12 protein-coding genes are annotated in these 15,778 nt (G+C 39.5%); 10 read left to right on the forward strand and 2 right to left on the reverse strand.

Annotation, left to right across the window (positions count from 1 at the left end):
* Positions 1–147 precede the first annotated feature (147 nt).
* Positions 148–1,158 (forward strand): IS4 family transposase, encoded by a 1,011-nt coding sequence (locus LVD15_RS03550; RefSeq protein ID WP_233778953.1) that lies wholly within the window; start codon positions 148–150, stop codon positions 1,156–1,158.
* Here the strand turns inward: LVD15_RS03550 and LVD15_RS03555 are convergent.
* A complete protein-coding gene (locus LVD15_RS03555) occupies positions 1,103–2,341 on the reverse strand; it encodes an IS256 family transposase (protein WP_233775818.1) in 1,239 nt (412 codons plus the stop codon). The genes LVD15_RS03550 and LVD15_RS03555 overlap by 56 nt on opposite strands.
* Before the next feature lie 68 nt (positions 2,342–2,409).
* On the opposite strand from LVD15_RS03555, the gene LVD15_RS03560 reads away from it, so the two are divergent.
* The 8 genes from LVD15_RS03560 (at position 2,410) to LVD15_RS03595 (ending at position 14,090) form a co-directional block, all read left to right on the forward strand.
* On the forward strand, positions 2,410–2,727 hold the full coding sequence (locus tag LVD15_RS03560) for a transposase (RefSeq protein WP_370687411.1): 318 nt from the start codon (positions 2,410–2,412) through the stop codon (positions 2,725–2,727).
* Between the two features lie 323 nt (positions 2,728–3,050).
* Positions 3,051–3,968 carry a helix-turn-helix domain-containing protein gene (locus tag LVD15_RS03565; protein WP_233778955.1) on the forward strand — a complete coding sequence of 306 codons (918 nt, stop codon included), beginning with the start codon at positions 3,051–3,053 and terminating at the stop codon, positions 3,966–3,968.
* A gap of 297 nt (positions 3,969–4,265) precedes the next feature.
* Positions 4,266–5,330 (forward strand): efflux RND transporter periplasmic adaptor subunit, encoded by a 1,065-nt coding sequence (locus LVD15_RS03570; protein ID WP_233778956.1) that lies wholly within the window; start codon positions 4,266–4,268, stop codon positions 5,328–5,330.
* A gap of 37 nt (positions 5,331–5,367) precedes the next feature.
* A complete protein-coding gene (locus LVD15_RS03575) occupies positions 5,368–8,502 on the forward strand; it encodes an efflux RND transporter permease subunit (RefSeq protein WP_233778958.1) in 3,135 nt (1,044 codons plus the stop codon).
* A 76-nt stretch (positions 8,503–8,578) separates the two neighbouring features.
* Positions 8,579–9,859, forward strand: coding sequence for a TolC family protein (locus LVD15_RS03580; RefSeq protein ID WP_233778960.1), 1,281 nt, complete (start codon positions 8,579–8,581; stop codon positions 9,857–9,859).
* A gap of 516 nt (positions 9,860–10,375) precedes the next feature.
* On the forward strand, positions 10,376–11,374 hold the full coding sequence (gene nadA / locus LVD15_RS03585; RefSeq protein WP_233778961.1) for a quinolinate synthase NadA: 999 nt from the start codon (positions 10,376–10,378) through the stop codon (positions 11,372–11,374).
* 73 nt (positions 11,375–11,447) lie between these two features.
* Entirely contained in the window at positions 11,448–13,016 is a 1,569-nt protein-coding gene (gene nadB / locus LVD15_RS03590) for an L-aspartate oxidase (RefSeq protein WP_233778963.1), read from the forward strand.
* A 153-nt stretch (positions 13,017–13,169) separates the two neighbouring features.
* Complete coding sequence (locus LVD15_RS03595) at positions 13,170–14,090, forward strand: proline iminopeptidase-family hydrolase (protein ID WP_233778964.1); 921 nt, start codon at positions 13,170–13,172, stop codon at positions 14,088–14,090.
* Between the two features lie 92 nt (positions 14,091–14,182).
* Here LVD15_RS03595 and LVD15_RS03600 read toward each other — a convergent pair whose 3' ends face one another.
* Complete coding sequence (locus LVD15_RS03600; RefSeq protein WP_233778966.1) at positions 14,183–14,455, reverse strand: hypothetical protein; 273 nt, start codon at positions 14,453–14,455, stop codon at positions 14,183–14,185.
* Positions 14,456–14,632: 177 nt separating this feature from the next.
* On the opposite strand from LVD15_RS03600, the gene LVD15_RS03605 reads away from it, so the two are divergent.
* Positions 14,633–15,544 carry an IS1595 family transposase gene (locus LVD15_RS03605; protein ID WP_233778058.1) on the forward strand — a complete coding sequence of 304 codons (912 nt, stop codon included), beginning with the start codon at positions 14,633–14,635 and terminating at the stop codon, positions 15,542–15,544.
* Positions 15,545–15,778: the final 234 nt, after the last annotated feature.

Genomic DNA, 15,778 nt, shown 5'->3' on the forward strand with positions numbered 1-15,778 from the left:
CTATTATATATTATTTATTTTATATATTAAAGTGATTATATCTTAATTAATAAACACTAGTGTCCGAGAAAAAGATAGGGGCCTCTGAATAATTTCAAGAGTGCCCCATAATGTGTATTTTCGGTTTACCACAACAAAAAATCACACATGAGTAAAAATACATATTTCTACGGACAGCCAATCTTTTCTCAACTATTATCGCTGATAGATAAATCGGTGTTAAATCAAATAATATCAAAATACCAATCTGACAGATATTACAAGAAATTGAATACTTGGCATCACCTAGTAAGCATGTTATACTGCTGTTTCAGTGGGGCAAGTGCTCTCAGAGAGCTTACTACGGGGCTTTTGGCCTGCCAAAACAAGCTGATCCACTTAGGTATTCAATTTATACCCAGACGTTCCACTTTATCAGATAGCAACAAAAAACGCAGTAGTATAGTCTTTGCAGACATTTACATGAAATTGTTTAAAAAGTATCGGCACCTTTTGCCGGACAGCCGCTTGAGAATGGAAGTTCTCAATAAACTTTATATTGTTGATTCAACGATTATTAGTCTGTTTAAAGATATTCTCAAGGTAGCAGGACGCCCTAGAAAAGATGGCAAAAGCAAGGGAGGCATTAAAGCTCATGTAATGATTCATGCGGCAGAATTAATGCCATGTTTAGTACGGTTGACCAAGGGAAGTCAGCATGATCATACATTTTTAAAGCAATTACAACTCCCAGAAGGATCCTATGTGGTGATGGATAAAGGGTATATCGATTATAGACAATACACACAGTGGAGTCATCAAGGGATATTTTACATTACCAGAATGAAGGAAAATGCCAGATATCAATCAATAGATGAGCTAGAATTGCCTGAAGATAAAGACTTTTGTGTACTTAAGGATGAAAAAGTTGTTATCAGTTTCAAGACTGATGGACAAGTGCAAGAGCTTCAAAATAGAAGAATAGCCTATTATGATGACCTCAATAATAAATTATTAGTGTTTATGACCAATAATATGGAGTTGGAAGCAGCCACAATAGCGGGAGTGTTAGCTCATCTCTGTCTGCTTCCCTCCCAGGGGCTAGCCCCTGGGAGGGAATTTTTTATTTTTTGGTTTGACTGGTTTTTAGTTCCAGTTCCAATCTTCCCTCAAATCTAATGGCTAATTGCTGCACCGTCAAACCCCAATTCCGCAAAGGTGAAGTCCATTTTTTCTCAATACGTCTGCAAACTAAGTAAACTAATTTCATCAAGGCCATATCACTGGTAAATGCTCCCTTACTCTTGGTAACTTTTCTTACTTGTCTATGAAAGCCCTCCACTGGATTTGTAGTGTATATTAACTTTCTTATGGGTTTACTGTAATCGAAATAAGTGCTAAGTAGTTCCCAGTTATCATTCCAAGATCGTATCACCACAGGATATTTCTTTCCCCATTTTTCTTCCAGTTCTAATAAAGCAGTCTCTGCCTGATCTTTTGTGTCTGCTTGATAAACTAATTTAAGATCTTGTATAAACACTTTCTGTTCTTTACTGGCTACATATTTCAAGCTATTTCGAATCTGATGAACTACACAAAGTTGAACATCTGTTTGTGGGTAGATGGAGTGTATCGCTTCACTAAAACCTTTCAAGTTATCAGTGCAGGCTATCAAAATATCTTTCAAGCCTCTATTTTGTAGCTCAGTAAGTATCTGAAGCCAAAAATTAGCTCCTTCGCTTTCTGATAGGTACATGCCCAATATCTCCTTGTTGCCCTGCTTATTGATCCCTAAAATATTATAAAGGGCTTTATGCTTCACCTTACCTTCATCTCGCACCTTGAAATGCATGGCATCTAGCCAAACAATACAATAGACCGATTCTAATGGCCTATTTTGCCACTCCTTTACTTTAGGGATCACTCGGTCTGTGATATCACTTAACACCTCTGTTGATATATTTGTGTCATACATCTCCTTGATGTGCTCTTGAATATCTCTCAAACTATTACCTAGCCCATACATGGCTATTATTTGCTTCTCAAGATTGTCTGCCAGTATACGCTGGCGTTTCTCTACTATTCTTGGCTCAAAGCTGCTATGACGATCTTGAGGAGTATTTATCTCAACGTCTCCTAAACTACTCTTAACTGTTTTCTGGCCTTTGCCATTGCGCTTATTGCCATGAGAGCGTCCTTTTTCTTCACTGGATAGGTGATCCTCCATTTCTGCTTCCAGAGCTTCTTCTAAGAACTCCTTCAACATGGGGCTGAAAGCCCCATCCTTACCAAATAGAGATTCTCCTTTTAAAAATTGTTTAAGTGCTTTTTCCTTTAATTCTTCTTTCTCTTGTTTGTTCATTGCTCTTTAGTCTAAACATTATTTCTTTATATCCAAAGTTTAGACAGAGATGAATTGACAGTCTCACAATAGCGGCCATTTATAAATACCGATGGCAGATAGAGCTTTTATTTAAAAAGCTGAAGCAGAACTTTCCTCTCAAATATTTTCTGGGGGACAACCAAAATGCTATTGAGATCCAAATTTGGAGTGCCCTGATCTGTCTATTATTGATGGAAGTAGTCCGAAAACAGATCAAAAAAAGATGGGCCTTCTCTAATATGGTCTCATTGGTAAGGTTTCACTTGATGGCCTATGTTCACCTTACCCGCTTTCTAAACAATCCAGACCTAGAACTTCAAAAAACAATATATAAAACCAATCAATACCCTTTATTTAGTCCATAGAGGGCTCACTTTTCCAGATTAGAAGAAAACCACTTTATTTTTGCTTAGAATCGCTAAAATTTCTTAGACCAGAGTTTAGTCGGACACTAGTGATTAATAAATATAAAACCCTAATCACCACCCTGCCAAGCTCTTCTTCATTACCGAATTTCCTTTCAAGTTCACTTTTTTTTTCAAAAGTGTAGGATAAAGACAACCTCATATACCGACTAATATCACTGTCAGTATAGACTTGTTTCACGCCTTTAACTGATAGACATGAAGGTTATTCAACAGTATTCAAAACCTGATTTTTTTACTAAAAAATACTAAATTGCCTCCGCATGAGTGAGTGGAAGAGCAATAACATAAAGGAGTACCAGTTCAATGAGATGCAGCAAATGCGTGGTAAAAAGCCTTCAACAAAAGGCTTACACATTTTGCAGGAGCATAATAAAAAGGGAGAAGATGCTGGCTTTATGTTTCCATTTCGCACTGATCACCATGTGGTAATACTGCTACTAAGCGGCAAAGTAAAAGTACAGCTTAACCTTACCACCTTCCTCTTAGAACCACACGATTTGATATTAATATCCGGAAGAATGGTTACTCAATCCATAGATTTTTTGGAAGATGCCACGGCTATAATTATTGCCTTCACTAAAGAATACGCCCTGGAAAATGCTCAGAAAACACAAGCTTTAGAGTCTTTCCAGCTGCTCAGAACTACGATTAGTAAAAAAGTATCTTTAGATGCTCGTGAGCTGGAAAACTTTATGGCCCTGACTACCTATCTCAATAACAAAATACAAAATGAACAGGAAGAGCATATAGATGCTAAGATGGTACACGCCTTCAACCTGCTTTCTTTTGAGCTGAGCGGATTATACGAAAAACACCATCCCTCCATTTCCATTGACTTATCTAGGAAGGAAGAGCTATCGGCCAGTTTTATAAAATTATTAGGCAAACACTTTAGAGAAGAGCGAAGTGTGAGCTTTTATGCCAACGCCCTGCATGTTACTTCCGGCCATTTGACTAAAACACTAAAGCAGGTCTCTGGTAAATCTACCCGGCAGCTTATAGATGAAGCAGTGATACTAGATGCCAAAATACTACTGGCCAAAAGGGCTCTCACAGTGGCTCAAATATCTGCCGCCCTCAACTTTAACGATCAGTCGTTTTTCGGTAAATTTTTTAAAAAGGAAACCGGCCTCTCACCTTCTGCCTACAGGCAATTGCTCAGTCAATCAGAAGCTTAAGCCCAATACCTTATTTTCACCAAACCTTAGTTATTGAAAATATGAGACAAAACTGCCCTCAATAAAATTAAAAATCTGACTACCAATTACTTAACTAAGTAATAAGGCAAGATAACGACAATACCACATTTTCACTCATTAAAGAATAATGCCTGTTTTTCACCAATAGTTGCCTGAATCCAACCTCACTAGAGAATCGAAATCTACCCACCTTTGCACATTAAATGTTACGAATAAACCGTCTTTAACGGCTGATAGAGTAACTATAACAGGTAATCATAATTAACATTTTCAAGGATGAAGCTTCAATATTTTTTGAGGAAAAACAACACATTGCGCTATGTGCTTAGCATGGCGACTACCGCATGCTTATTATCATTATGGAGCTGCGGCAGCGAGCAGGAAAAAGATCAACAAGAAAGTAGCGCCTACAAGGTTTCTGTAGAGAAAGTAACCGGAAGCACTGGCGCTGAAGAGTACGACTACAGCGGCAACTTGGAAGCTGACAATAAAGTAGATTTATCTTTCAGCGTAAGCGGGCGTGTAGTTTCAGTAAATGTAGAAGAAGGTCAGCATGTAAAAAAAGGCAGCTTATTGGCCTCTATTGAGCAAACCAGGTATAGAAGTGCTTTTGAAATTGCTGAAGCCAACTACACTAAAGCAGCTGATAATTTTAAAAGAAACGAAGAATTACACAAAAAAGGAAGCTTACCAGAAAGAGACTTTATAGCCTCTCAGGCTGACCTGGCTCAGGCCAAAGCTAACAAAGACTTAGCAGCAAAAGACCTGGCTGACACCAGACTAGTAGCCCCTTTTACAGGTGTAATCACTAATAAAATAACAGAAAAAGGCGCTATTATGGCCCCCGGAAGCCCAGCTTTCACCTTAACAAAAACAGATGTTATGTACGCCACTGCATCTATTGCAGAAGGAGACATTGCTCATGTATCTACTGGTGATTCTGTAGAAGTAACAATACCCGCTTTAAATGCAAAAATAGCAGGCACAGTTAATATCATTAACCCGCAAGCCGATAATTACTCAAGAACATTTGAAGTAAAAGTAAGACTGGCTAATGAAGATGGAGCCATCCTTCCCGGAATGCTAGCTCAGCTACACATTAATACCGGAGTAAAACAAAACCGAATTACTATACCTACTACCTGCATTCTTAAAGACACTGACAATATCGCATATGTGTTTTTAGCGCAGCCAGACCATACTGCTATTAAAAAGAGAATCAACATCTCAAGAGCAACAGGATTGAACAAGGTAATCATATCCTCAGGTCTTAATGAAGGTGATCTGCTTATAGTAGAAGGCCAATCTAAACTAGTTGATGGAAGCCCCATCCAATATTAATGCATTGAAATTTTAAAAATTCTAACTGGAATTTGATATGACAAAAAGAAGAAATATGCATTACCTGGAAGCGGCTATGAAGCACAACCAGGTAGTGAAAGTAGTAACGGCACTGCTACTAATATTTGGCATCTACTCTCTGCTCAATATGCCGAGGAGTGAAGACCCGGATATAGTAATGCCAACAGCCATGATATATGCTTTTTACCCCGGCGCAGATGAGCATCAGGTAGAAAAAGAAGTAACGGATAAGATAGAAGAATACCTGTTTTCATTTGAAGAGGTAAAAAAGGCCAAAACAAAATCTGAGACAAGAGAAGGCCAGACTTTCGTAACAGTAGAAATATATTCTTCAGTAAAAAACAGAAAGCAGTTTTGGCACACCTTGCAGCTGGACATGAACGCCAACTTACTACCTAACTTACCTCAAGGAGTAATTGGACCGTTTGTTAACAGTAACTTTAGTGATGTTACAGCCATGATACTTTCCGTTTCATCATCTGAACGTTCTTATTCTGAAATTGAGGACTATGTAGACAAATTAGATGATGGCTTAAAAGTAATCCCCACTGTATCTAAGATCAACCGAAGCGGTGAGCAGCAGCGACAGGTTTACATCAGTGTAAATGATGAAAAGCTGCGCCAATATGGTTTTGACATGGGTCTTGTTATCAATAAACTACAAGAGGCCAATGTAACGCAGTACACCGGAGAGCTTAACATGGGCTCCAATGCGCTTATCCCTGTTTATAGCTCTGGCCGTTTTCAGTCTGAGCAAGAAATTGCCAACCAGATTATATACACTACTCCGGAAGGTGTGGTAGTACGCCTAAAAGATGTGGCTACTATAGAGCGTCGTTTTGAAGAAAAAGAGGCTTATGTACGTGTAGGCGAAGAGCAAGCGATGGTACTATCCATTAACATGCTTCCGGGCAATAATATTGTAGCTTTTGGAGAAACGGTACAAGAGAAAGTAGAAGAAATTCAGGCCAGCTTCCCGCCTGACATTCATATTAAAACCATTGTAAATCAGCCTGAGATAGTAGATGAAAGTATCGCTCACTTCATGCTTGAGTTCGGTATGGCCATTGCCTCAGTTATTATTGTGGTAATGCTATTATTACCTTTCCGTGTAGCAGCAGTAGCCTCTATTACAGCACCTATCTCTATTATAGTCACTTTTGGACTTATGAACATGGTAGGCCTTTACCTGCACCAGGTTACGCTTTCCGGTTTAATTATAGTACTGGGTATGGTGGTAGATGATGCCATAGTAGTAGTAGATAATTATATAGAAAAACTAGATGAAGGAGTACGCCCATGGACTGCCGCCTGGACTTCGGCCAAGCAGCTTTCAATACCTATTTTCACCGCAACTATTGCTATTATCTTCGCCTTCGCACCTTTAGCCATTTTCATGGATGGAGTAGCTCAGGATTTCATGTCTTCATTACCCGTAGCTATTGGGTTAGCACTATGCACATCTCTGATTGTAGCGCTGTTTTTCACTCCATTTACTTGCTATGTCTTCATAAAAACAGGCCTTAAGCATAAAATGAAAGAGCGTAAGAAAAGAAGAAAGAGCCTGCTGGATCATATGCAACAGCTGTTTGATAAATGTATAGAGCTAGCATTTCGTTGGCCTAAAGTAACACTAGGATTCGGCGTTTTGTCTATCATCTGCGCCTTTATGGTGGCAGGTAATGTTCAGGAAAAATTCTTCCCTAAAAGTGAAAGAAACCAGTTTAACCTGGAGGTTCGTTTACCGGTAGGTGCCACCCTTGCTCGCACCGAAGAAGCGGTAAAGGAATTAGAAGCCATCCTAAAGAAAGAAGAAAGGATTACTGATATCACCAGCTTTGTAGGTATGAGTTCGCCTCGTTTTCACACGGCCTATGCTCCTGAGACGCCACGAAGAAACTATGCTCAGATTTTCATTACCACCATCAGCAATGATGCTGCCGATGACCTGGCTAATGAATACCTTGAAAAGTTCAAGCACTTTTTGCCCGACGGAGACATTCAGGTGAAACAGCTCAGTCTGCAAGAAGGTGCTCCTATTGCCGTTCGTGTATTTGGTGAAGATGATAATGATCTGAAAAAAGTAGCCTTAAAGGTGAAAGATATTCTGGAAAACACGGAAGGCACTAATTATATCCGTCTGGATGCAGAAAATGATTATCTGGGCGTGAAGCTAAATATAGATGAAGACAGAGCGGCTCGCCTTGGCGTTAGTAATGCGGCCATTACCCAGGCCTTAGGTGCTGGACTAAAAGGTTATGCAGTATCTACCATGTGGGAAGCGGATAAGCCTGTCGATATTTTTGTGCGTTATGACTCGGTAAGCCGTAAAGATTTCGATGCCCTGGCCAACCTGCATATTTCTTCTGCCTATGGACAAAAAGTGCCATTGAAAGATGTTGCCAGCCTGGATATGTCATGGCACACCGGCATGATAGCCCACAGAAACGGATTAAAAGCACTATCTGTACTATCAGAAGCGCAGTTAGAAAGAACACCGGCCAGTATACTTAGAGACATCACTCCTAAAATTGATGCCTTAGAATTGCCAGCAGGAGTGCACATTGAGTACGGTGGTGATGCAGAATCTACCAGAGACAACCAACCTAATATGATGACTTCATTAGGTGTGAGTTTAATACTTATTTTCCTGACATTACTATTCCAGTTTAAGAACCTGGGTAAAAGCTTGATTGTGCTCAGCACCTTCCCGCTTAGCCTTTTAGGAGCCTTCACCGGATTATACATTACAGGAAATCCTTTAGGAATGACAGCTTTCATGGGTATTATCAGTCTTATTGGTATAGTGGTGAGAAACGGAATTATACTGGTAGATTATACTGATGAGCTAATCCTTGATCATGGATATAAGATTAAAGCTGCAGCATTGGCCGCTTCAAAACGTAGGATGAGACCTATATTCCTTACCTCCGGAGCAGCAGCCGTGGGGGTAATACCTATGATACTGAGCAAATCTCCTATGTGGGCTCCACTAGGTAGTGTGCTAGCTTTTGGCTTATTAGTTTCTATGGTGCTCACCTTGTTTGTAGTACCTGTTCTTTACAGTCTTTTCATTAAGCCTTCAAAACCAGCTGAATTTGATCAGCCTGATGGTGACGATCCTGTAATGTATAAACCAGCACATGCATAAGATATGAATTACAGTGGCAGGCTCTTGTACCAGACCTGCCCTTAATTCCATTTTGATAACGATAATAATTATTTAAATGTCTATTTATAAATTGATTACCATCCTCAGCTGTGTGGGGATTTTAATGGTGACACAAAGGACCAAGGCCCAGCAGATAACCATTAGCCTGGACTCCGCCAAGCAACTGGCGCTGACCAATAATCGGGATATCCGGCAGGCACAGCAGCACCTGGAAGCGGCCGAGGCAGCAGAAGCATCGGCAAAAGCCGCCAACAAACCCACGGTAGATGCCAGCGTGGTAGGTTTATACCTGGGTGAGCCCATGCAAACCATACTGCCTGAAACTAGCCTTAACGGTAGCCTCGCTATCAGCGAAGTAGTATATGCAGGTGGAAAAATTCGAAATGGCAAGAAAATGGCCACATCCTCTGTTTTATTACAAACCTCGCAAAAGGAGTTGACCGAAAGTGAGATACTATTACAAACAGAAACAGCCTACTGGCAGCTGGTAAGCACTTATGAACAAGTAGCCCTAGCTCAGAAGTACCTGTTATTATTAGACACTCTGCATCAGGACTTGCTCAACACATATAATGCTGGTGTTATTAATAAAAATGATGTATTACGAGTAAAAGTAAGGCTCAATGATGCTCAAATTTCTCTGCAAACAGCCCTGGATGGACTAGAGATTGCTAAACGAAGCTTTGCCCAGCTAACCGGCATCAACACTTTAGATTTTGTTTTGGAAGATAACATACCCGAAGCAGAAACCTCACAGCAGCTATTAACAGATCCTGATGCTGTGGTGAACAGACGAGCTGAAATTAATATTCTTGAACAGTCGGTAAAAATGCAGGAGCTACAGGTAGACCTACTGGAAGGTGATCGCAGACCCAGCCTGGCTGTAACTTTAAATGGCATATATGCTGCAGGAGACAATATTGACTTCTCTGATGGAAGCAATAATTTCACCTCTGCCGTTGGCTTGGTAAGCCTGAGCATACCTATACTAGACTGGGGCGGTCGCAAGCAGCTAGTGAAAGAGCAGAAAGCTAATGCGCAAGCTCAACAGCTAGAACTAGAAAACACCAAAGAACTTATTTCCATAGAAATAAGAAACGCGTATCTGGAATTAAAAAGAGCCTCTATCAGGGTGAAATTATCTCAGGAATCATTAGAACAAGCCAAGGAAAACCTCAGGTTACTCAATGACCAATTTGATGCAGGCACTATTACAGGAAAAGATGTGTTAGAAGGTCAGGTGCTGTGGCAAGAAGCCTATGCTCAGGTGATAGACGCAAAAACTTCTTTAAAAATCAATGAGGCCAGCTACCTCAAAGCTATAGCCGAATACTAGAAAATAAATTCTTCATTGGTAAAACCCTGGATGATGCTGCTTTCTTAAAGCACTAATCCGGGGTTTGTTTTTTTAGGAGATTAATTTCTTATGCCTTTCTATATCTTCTAGCGCATTATCAGAAAATTTCTTTCACACCTTGCCTGATGCGCTCTACCATTTCTACATTAAAATAAAGGTCATCCTTCACTACAAGAGTTAACACATACGCTTTATCCTTTCCTCTTAGAGAAATCACTTGTTCTCCGGCATTCACCTATTAAAAATAATAGAATAATAACCTCCAAAACGGGCTTAATAAATCGATTTAACATAAAATAACATCAAAAAAATTAAGATCCACCATCTATACCTACCAATTCTGGTAATCCATTCATCAAAATGCCTTAAATTTACCCGTTGCTATTGGCAGAATGAATGCTTAGGCTACTATTGATCAATTATTTTCGGAAGAAGTAAACATATTTTTTAAGCTGGAAGTTATTTAGACTTTTGGGGAAAAGAGGAAAATAGAAAATGACACCAAACATTATTGAAGCTAAGAAAAAGCTTAATCAAATAGGTTATCTTAATATCAAAGTGGATGAGGAGCTTGATTTAGTAGCAGAAATCCAAAAGTTAAAGAAAGAGAAAAATGCGGTGATCCTGGCTCATTATTATCAGGAAGCGATAATACAAGACATTGCAGATTATCTGGGAGACAGCCTGGCTTTGGCCAAAAAAGCAGCTCAGACTGATGCTGAAACCATAGTATTTGCCGGAGTGCACTTTATGGCTGAAACCGCTAAAATCATCAATCCTGATAAAAAAGTATTGTTACCAGACTTAAAAGCAGGCTGTTCTTTAGCTGACTCTTGCCCTCCTGATGAATTTAAGAAATTTATTGACCAGCATCCGGATCATATAGTAATTACTTACATCAATTGTTCGGCAGAGATTAAGACTTTGAGTGACATTACCTGCACCTCTTCTAATGCTGTACAGGTAATAGAATCTATCCCTAAAGATCAGCCCATTATATTTGCACCTGACAAAAACCTGGGCAAATACCTCATAAAAGAAACTGGCCGTGATATGTTACTTTGGGATGGCTCCTGCATGGTGCATGAAGCGTTTTCTATAGAAAGATTACTTGACCTTCATAAAAAACATCCGAAAGCAAAAATCATTGCTCACCCTGAATCTGAAGAGCCTCTTTTAAAAACGGCTCAATTTATTGGCTCCACCGCTCAGTTACTGAAATTTGTAAAAGAAGATGCTGGAGAAGAATTTATAGTGGCCACGGAAGCAGGCATTCTACACCAGATGGCTAAAGAAGTGCCTAATAAAATATTGATACCTGCCCCTAGCAACGAAGACAACACCTGCGCTTGTAGCGAATGTGCTTACATGAAACTTAACACTTTGGAGAAACTATATCTCTGCATGAAGTACGAATCGCCAGAGATTACGCTATCAGAAGAAGTGATAGAAAAAGGAAGAAGACCTATTGAAAGAATGTTGAGTATATCTTAACAAAAATATCAGCTTTTATCCTTTACATTTGAGCGAAGAATAAAGCACAAGCGCTTTAGAAAGAGAAGTTATTATGAAATTTGATACAGACTTTTTAGTGATAGGCTCCGGACTAGCCGGGCTCGCTTATGCGCTAAAAGTGGCTAATAAACTACCCGATACCAAGGTAACGATAATCACCAAAGCACAAGAAGAAGAATCTAACACCAGATACGCGCAGGGAGGCATCGCTGTAATGCTGGATAAAGACGAGGATTCTTTTAAAAACCATATAAATGACACCTTAATAGCGGGCGACGGGCTGTGCGATAAGGAAGTAGTGAAAATGGTGGTAAAAAAAGGGCCTAAAAGGTTTAGAGAGATTACTGGCTGGGGTGCTGAGTTCGACAAGCAGCCTTCTGGAGATTATGACCTGAGCAGAGAAGGGGGCCATTCTGTAAATCGAATTGTACACCATAAAGATGTTACTGGCTGGGAAATGTCTCGCACGCTGTTAAAACAAGTGCACTCTATGCCCAACATAGAAATTCTATCTTTCCACTTTGCTATAGATTTAATTACAGAGCATCATTTTAAAGAAAAAGGAGAAATCAATTCTGATGAGGTGAAATGTTATGGTGCATATGTACTGAATCAGAAAACGCAACAGATCGAAAGAGTCTTATCAAGAATCACTCTTTTGGCCAGCGGCGGCACCGGCCACGTTTACAAAAACACCACCAACCCATTAGTAGCCACCGGAGATGGTATAGCCATGGCCTATAGAGCCAAGGCCTTCATTCAGAACATGGAGTTTATCCAGTTTCACCCCACATCTCTTTATAACCCCGGAGCTTCTCCTTCATTTTTAATATCTGAAGCGGTAAGAGGGTTTGGCGCTAAGCTCAGAACCCGATCAGGAGAAGCCTTTATGCATAAATATGACAAAAGAGAAGAGCTTGCCTCCAGAGATATTGTAGCTCGGGCTATTGACTCCGAACTCAAGATTAGCGGTGATGATTTTGTATACTTAGATTGCCGACATTTAGACATGGAAGGTTTTAAGAATCACTTTCCTAACATCTATGAGAAATGTGCCAGCTTAGGCATTCATGCCGAAAAAGATATGATACCAGTAGTGCCCGCCGCCCATTACCTGTGCGGCGGCATTAATGTAGATATGAAAGGCCGAACTAACGTAAGTAACCTATATGCATGTGGCGAATGTAGCAACACCGGCTTGCATGGCGCTAACAGACTGGCCTCTAACTCACTCTTAGAAGCCCTGGTTTATGCCCATAAATGCTACAAAGACGGTATCAAAAAATACGAATCTATCGAAATACCTGCCGAGATAAACGAATGGAATGCTGAAGGCACGGTAGAACCAAAAGAGAAAATAGTGATTACGCACATGCGTAAAGAACTGCAAACCCTCATGAGTGATTTGGTAGGTATTGTAAGATCGAACGAAAGACTAAGGCTTGCCAAAGAAAAGCTGCATTTGATCTACAAAGAAACCAAGAAGCTATATGATAACTCCACCCTTTCTCCGCAACTCTGCGAACTGAGAAATCTGGTAACTATTGCCTACCTCATCATAGAGCAATCAATAGACAGAAAGGAAAACAGAGGCGGGTATTTTAATAAGGATTTGGTGTAGAGTTTTTGCTTTAATGAATAGGTTTATTGGTATGGTTTAGCTCTTACTCTACCAACCACACATCAAAAGTGAGTGGAGTCCTTCAGGTAATTTTTCTATCTTAAAGAAAAATTTATCAACATACGTATTTTACTCTCTATCGTTCTTTTTTCATTGATTATTGGCTGTACACCTAAGGAACAATCAAACCCATATTTAGAGCCTGGAGATGGACTGGTAGAAGTAGAAGGTGGTAAAGTTTGGTACGGAATTATGGGCGAAGGAACCAAAGCTCCCTATGTCTGCCTACATGGAGGACCCGGCGGTACAAGTCGCCGATATTTTGATTTGGAACCACTCACAGAAGAGCGTCCCGTGATTATGATTGATCAGCTGGGTGGCGGGCAATCCACCCATCACACGGACACCTCTCTGCTAAAAGTTGAAAATTTTGTAGAGCAAGTGCATGCAGTAGCGAAACATTTGAATCTCAAAGAATATTATATAACCGGGCATTCATGGGGCACAGCATTAGCATTAGAATATTATTCAGCATATCCGGAAGGGGTTAAAGGCATAGCATTTAACAGTCCTTACTTTAGCACACCGGTATGGATAGCCGGCACCAATCAGTTAGTTACTGAGATGCCCGACAGCATCCAACAAGCCCTTGCTATTGCCAACCAGGATAGCGTATATGACAGCGATTCATATCAAAAAGCAAACGAATATTTCTCTCAACAGCACCTACTCCGCACCAGCAGAACCGAGCACCCTTATGACACCGTGAAGGCATCAGGCAGTAGCTTTATCTACAATTATATGTGGGGTCCTAGTGAGTTTAGAGCCACAGGCACCTTGCGAGATTATGACAACATTACTGCTCTCAATGAAGTTAAAGTACCCGTACTATTCACCACCGGTCAGTACGACGAAGCACGCCCTGAAGATGTGAAGAAATATGTAAAAATGGTTAATAATGCCGAGTATGTAGAGATACCGAACGCCGGCCATGCCTCTATGAGCGACAACCTCCCAGTTTACTTAAAAGCACATAAAGAGTTTGCTAATAAGGTAGATGCTGCGGATGAGTAAGGTTATTTTCTTTAAATAAAGCTTCCAGCTTAACATCAGATTGCACTATGAAACATATAGATTTTGAGTGTAAGTTGAAAACCTGAACCAAGTTAGTGATAACTTCCATGATATCTCTGTTCATCAAAATCATAATAAGCAAAAACAGAATTTCCACGCCATCCTACTGCACTTATATCTCTAATTTTGCCGCTTTTTGACACAATCCTTATTTCTCTATATCTTACCCCTATCCAAGCTCGTCTATTTTCTTGAGGTATGTTTTGAACATCTTTAGTTTCCTGAAACTTAATTAAACTTTCAATTGGTATTGACTTTAATTTTGAATAAGCAACGTTAGTTTCATAAGTGATAATACTATGCATAAGTATATATGTGAAAAATAATGAAGTAACGATTACGAAACCAAAAGCATTTGATTTAACTGTAAAAAATTTTAACCTTATTAAAGTGTAAAAAATACACACTCCAACAATTAAATATGTAATTAAATATGATTATCCGTAATTACCCATAATGTAAAAAAAGTATTAAATTAGTGTATGGATATATTCAGTTTCACTACCCACTTCAGTGATGAACAATCATGCAGAGAGCATTTTAAAGGAGAACGAGACAAGTTAGGAGTTATATGTCACCGTTGCGGTCATGATCAGCATTATTGGATAAAAAGCCGATGGAGCTATGAGTGTAAAGCTTGCCGAAGTAGAACTTCTTTACGTAGCGGCACGATCATGCAAGACTCTAACCTTTCTTTTCTGGTTTGGTACAAAACAATGTTTTTAATGAGTGTTACCAAAAAAGGTTTTTCCAGCAAGGAGATTCAGAAGCAATTGGGATTGAAACGATATGAGCCCGTATGGGCAATGGTTCATAAACTGAGAAAAGCCATGGGAAATCGAGATTCCAGATACACTTTAGAGGGAATGATTGAGATGGATGAGGGCTATTTTACAGTGGAATCAACTGAGATCGAGAAGAATAAAGGGAAAAGAGGTAGAGGAGCGGCAGGAAAACAAAATGTAGCAGTAATGGCTGAATCTACTCCTTTAGAAGACTTGGAAACAGGAAAAAAAGAACGTCAATGTCGTTATTTCAAAGCTAAAGTACTTAAAGGCCACAGTTCACAGGAAGTAGATCATGTATTACAATCATCCATTGATGAACAAAGTATTGTTTTTTCAGACCAAAGCACTTCCTATGTTAACATTGCTGATTATATAGAGCTTCACATTACTGAGAAATCTAATAAGCAAACCACTAACGAGACACTTAAATGGGTGCATATCACCATTAGCAATGCCAAAAGAACATTTCTAGGGAACTACCATAAGATTAAAGGAAAGTACCTTCAATTGTATCTCAATGAGTTTGTTTACAAACTCAATAGACGATACTTTGGTGATAAGCTCTTTGATAGGCTCGTTATAGCTAACATTACAGCATATGACTAATTACGGATAATCATAAATTAAATATACAATTATATCAAATTCCATTTCTATCCCAATAATTGTCATAATAGAGATAATCAAAAAATAGGAGAGTATATAATTAAATAATTTCATCATGTATTAGTTTTCCCTGCATAGCCTTTTAAAATCAACGTTTACCGTAAAATAAATGCATTATCCTTTCCGTGTCGACCATAAATATCCTAACCTGAAGATAGCAAAATTATTCCAGAG

Source organism: Fulvivirga maritima (assembly GCF_021389955.1).
GTDB lineage: Bacteria > Bacteroidota > Bacteroidia > Cytophagales > Cyclobacteriaceae > Fulvivirga > Fulvivirga maritima.

Bases quoted from the DNA above. Each gene is read 5' to 3' on its own strand.
- LVD15_RS03550 (WP_233778953.1), top strand. From the start codon at position 148: ATGAGTAAAAATACATATTTCTACGGACAGCCAATCTTTTCTCAACTA.
- LVD15_RS03555 (WP_233775818.1), bottom strand. From the start codon at position 2,341: ATGAACAAACAAGAGAAAGAAGAATTAAAGGAAAAAGCACTTAAACAA.
- LVD15_RS03565 (WP_233778955.1), top strand. From the start codon at position 3,051: ATGAGTGAGTGGAAGAGCAATAACATAAAGGAGTACCAGTTCAATGAG.
- LVD15_RS03570 (WP_233778956.1), top strand. From the start codon at position 4,266: ATGAAGCTTCAATATTTTTTGAGGAAAAACAACACATTGCGCTATGTG.
- LVD15_RS03575 (WP_233778958.1), top strand. From the start codon at position 5,368: ATGACAAAAAGAAGAAATATGCATTACCTGGAAGCGGCTATGAAGCAC.
- LVD15_RS03580 (WP_233778960.1), top strand. From the start codon at position 8,579: ATGTCTATTTATAAATTGATTACCATCCTCAGCTGTGTGGGGATTTTA.
- nadA (WP_233778961.1), top strand. From the start codon at position 10,376: ATGACACCAAACATTATTGAAGCTAAGAAAAAGCTTAATCAAATAGGT.
- nadB (WP_233778963.1), top strand. From the start codon at position 11,448: ATGAAATTTGATACAGACTTTTTAGTGATAGGCTCCGGACTAGCCGGG.
- LVD15_RS03600 (WP_233778966.1), bottom strand. From the start codon at position 14,455: ATGCATAGTATTATCACTTATGAAACTAACGTTGCTTATTCAAAATTA.
- LVD15_RS03605 (WP_233778058.1), top strand. From the start codon at position 14,633: ATGGATATATTCAGTTTCACTACCCACTTCAGTGATGAACAATCATGC.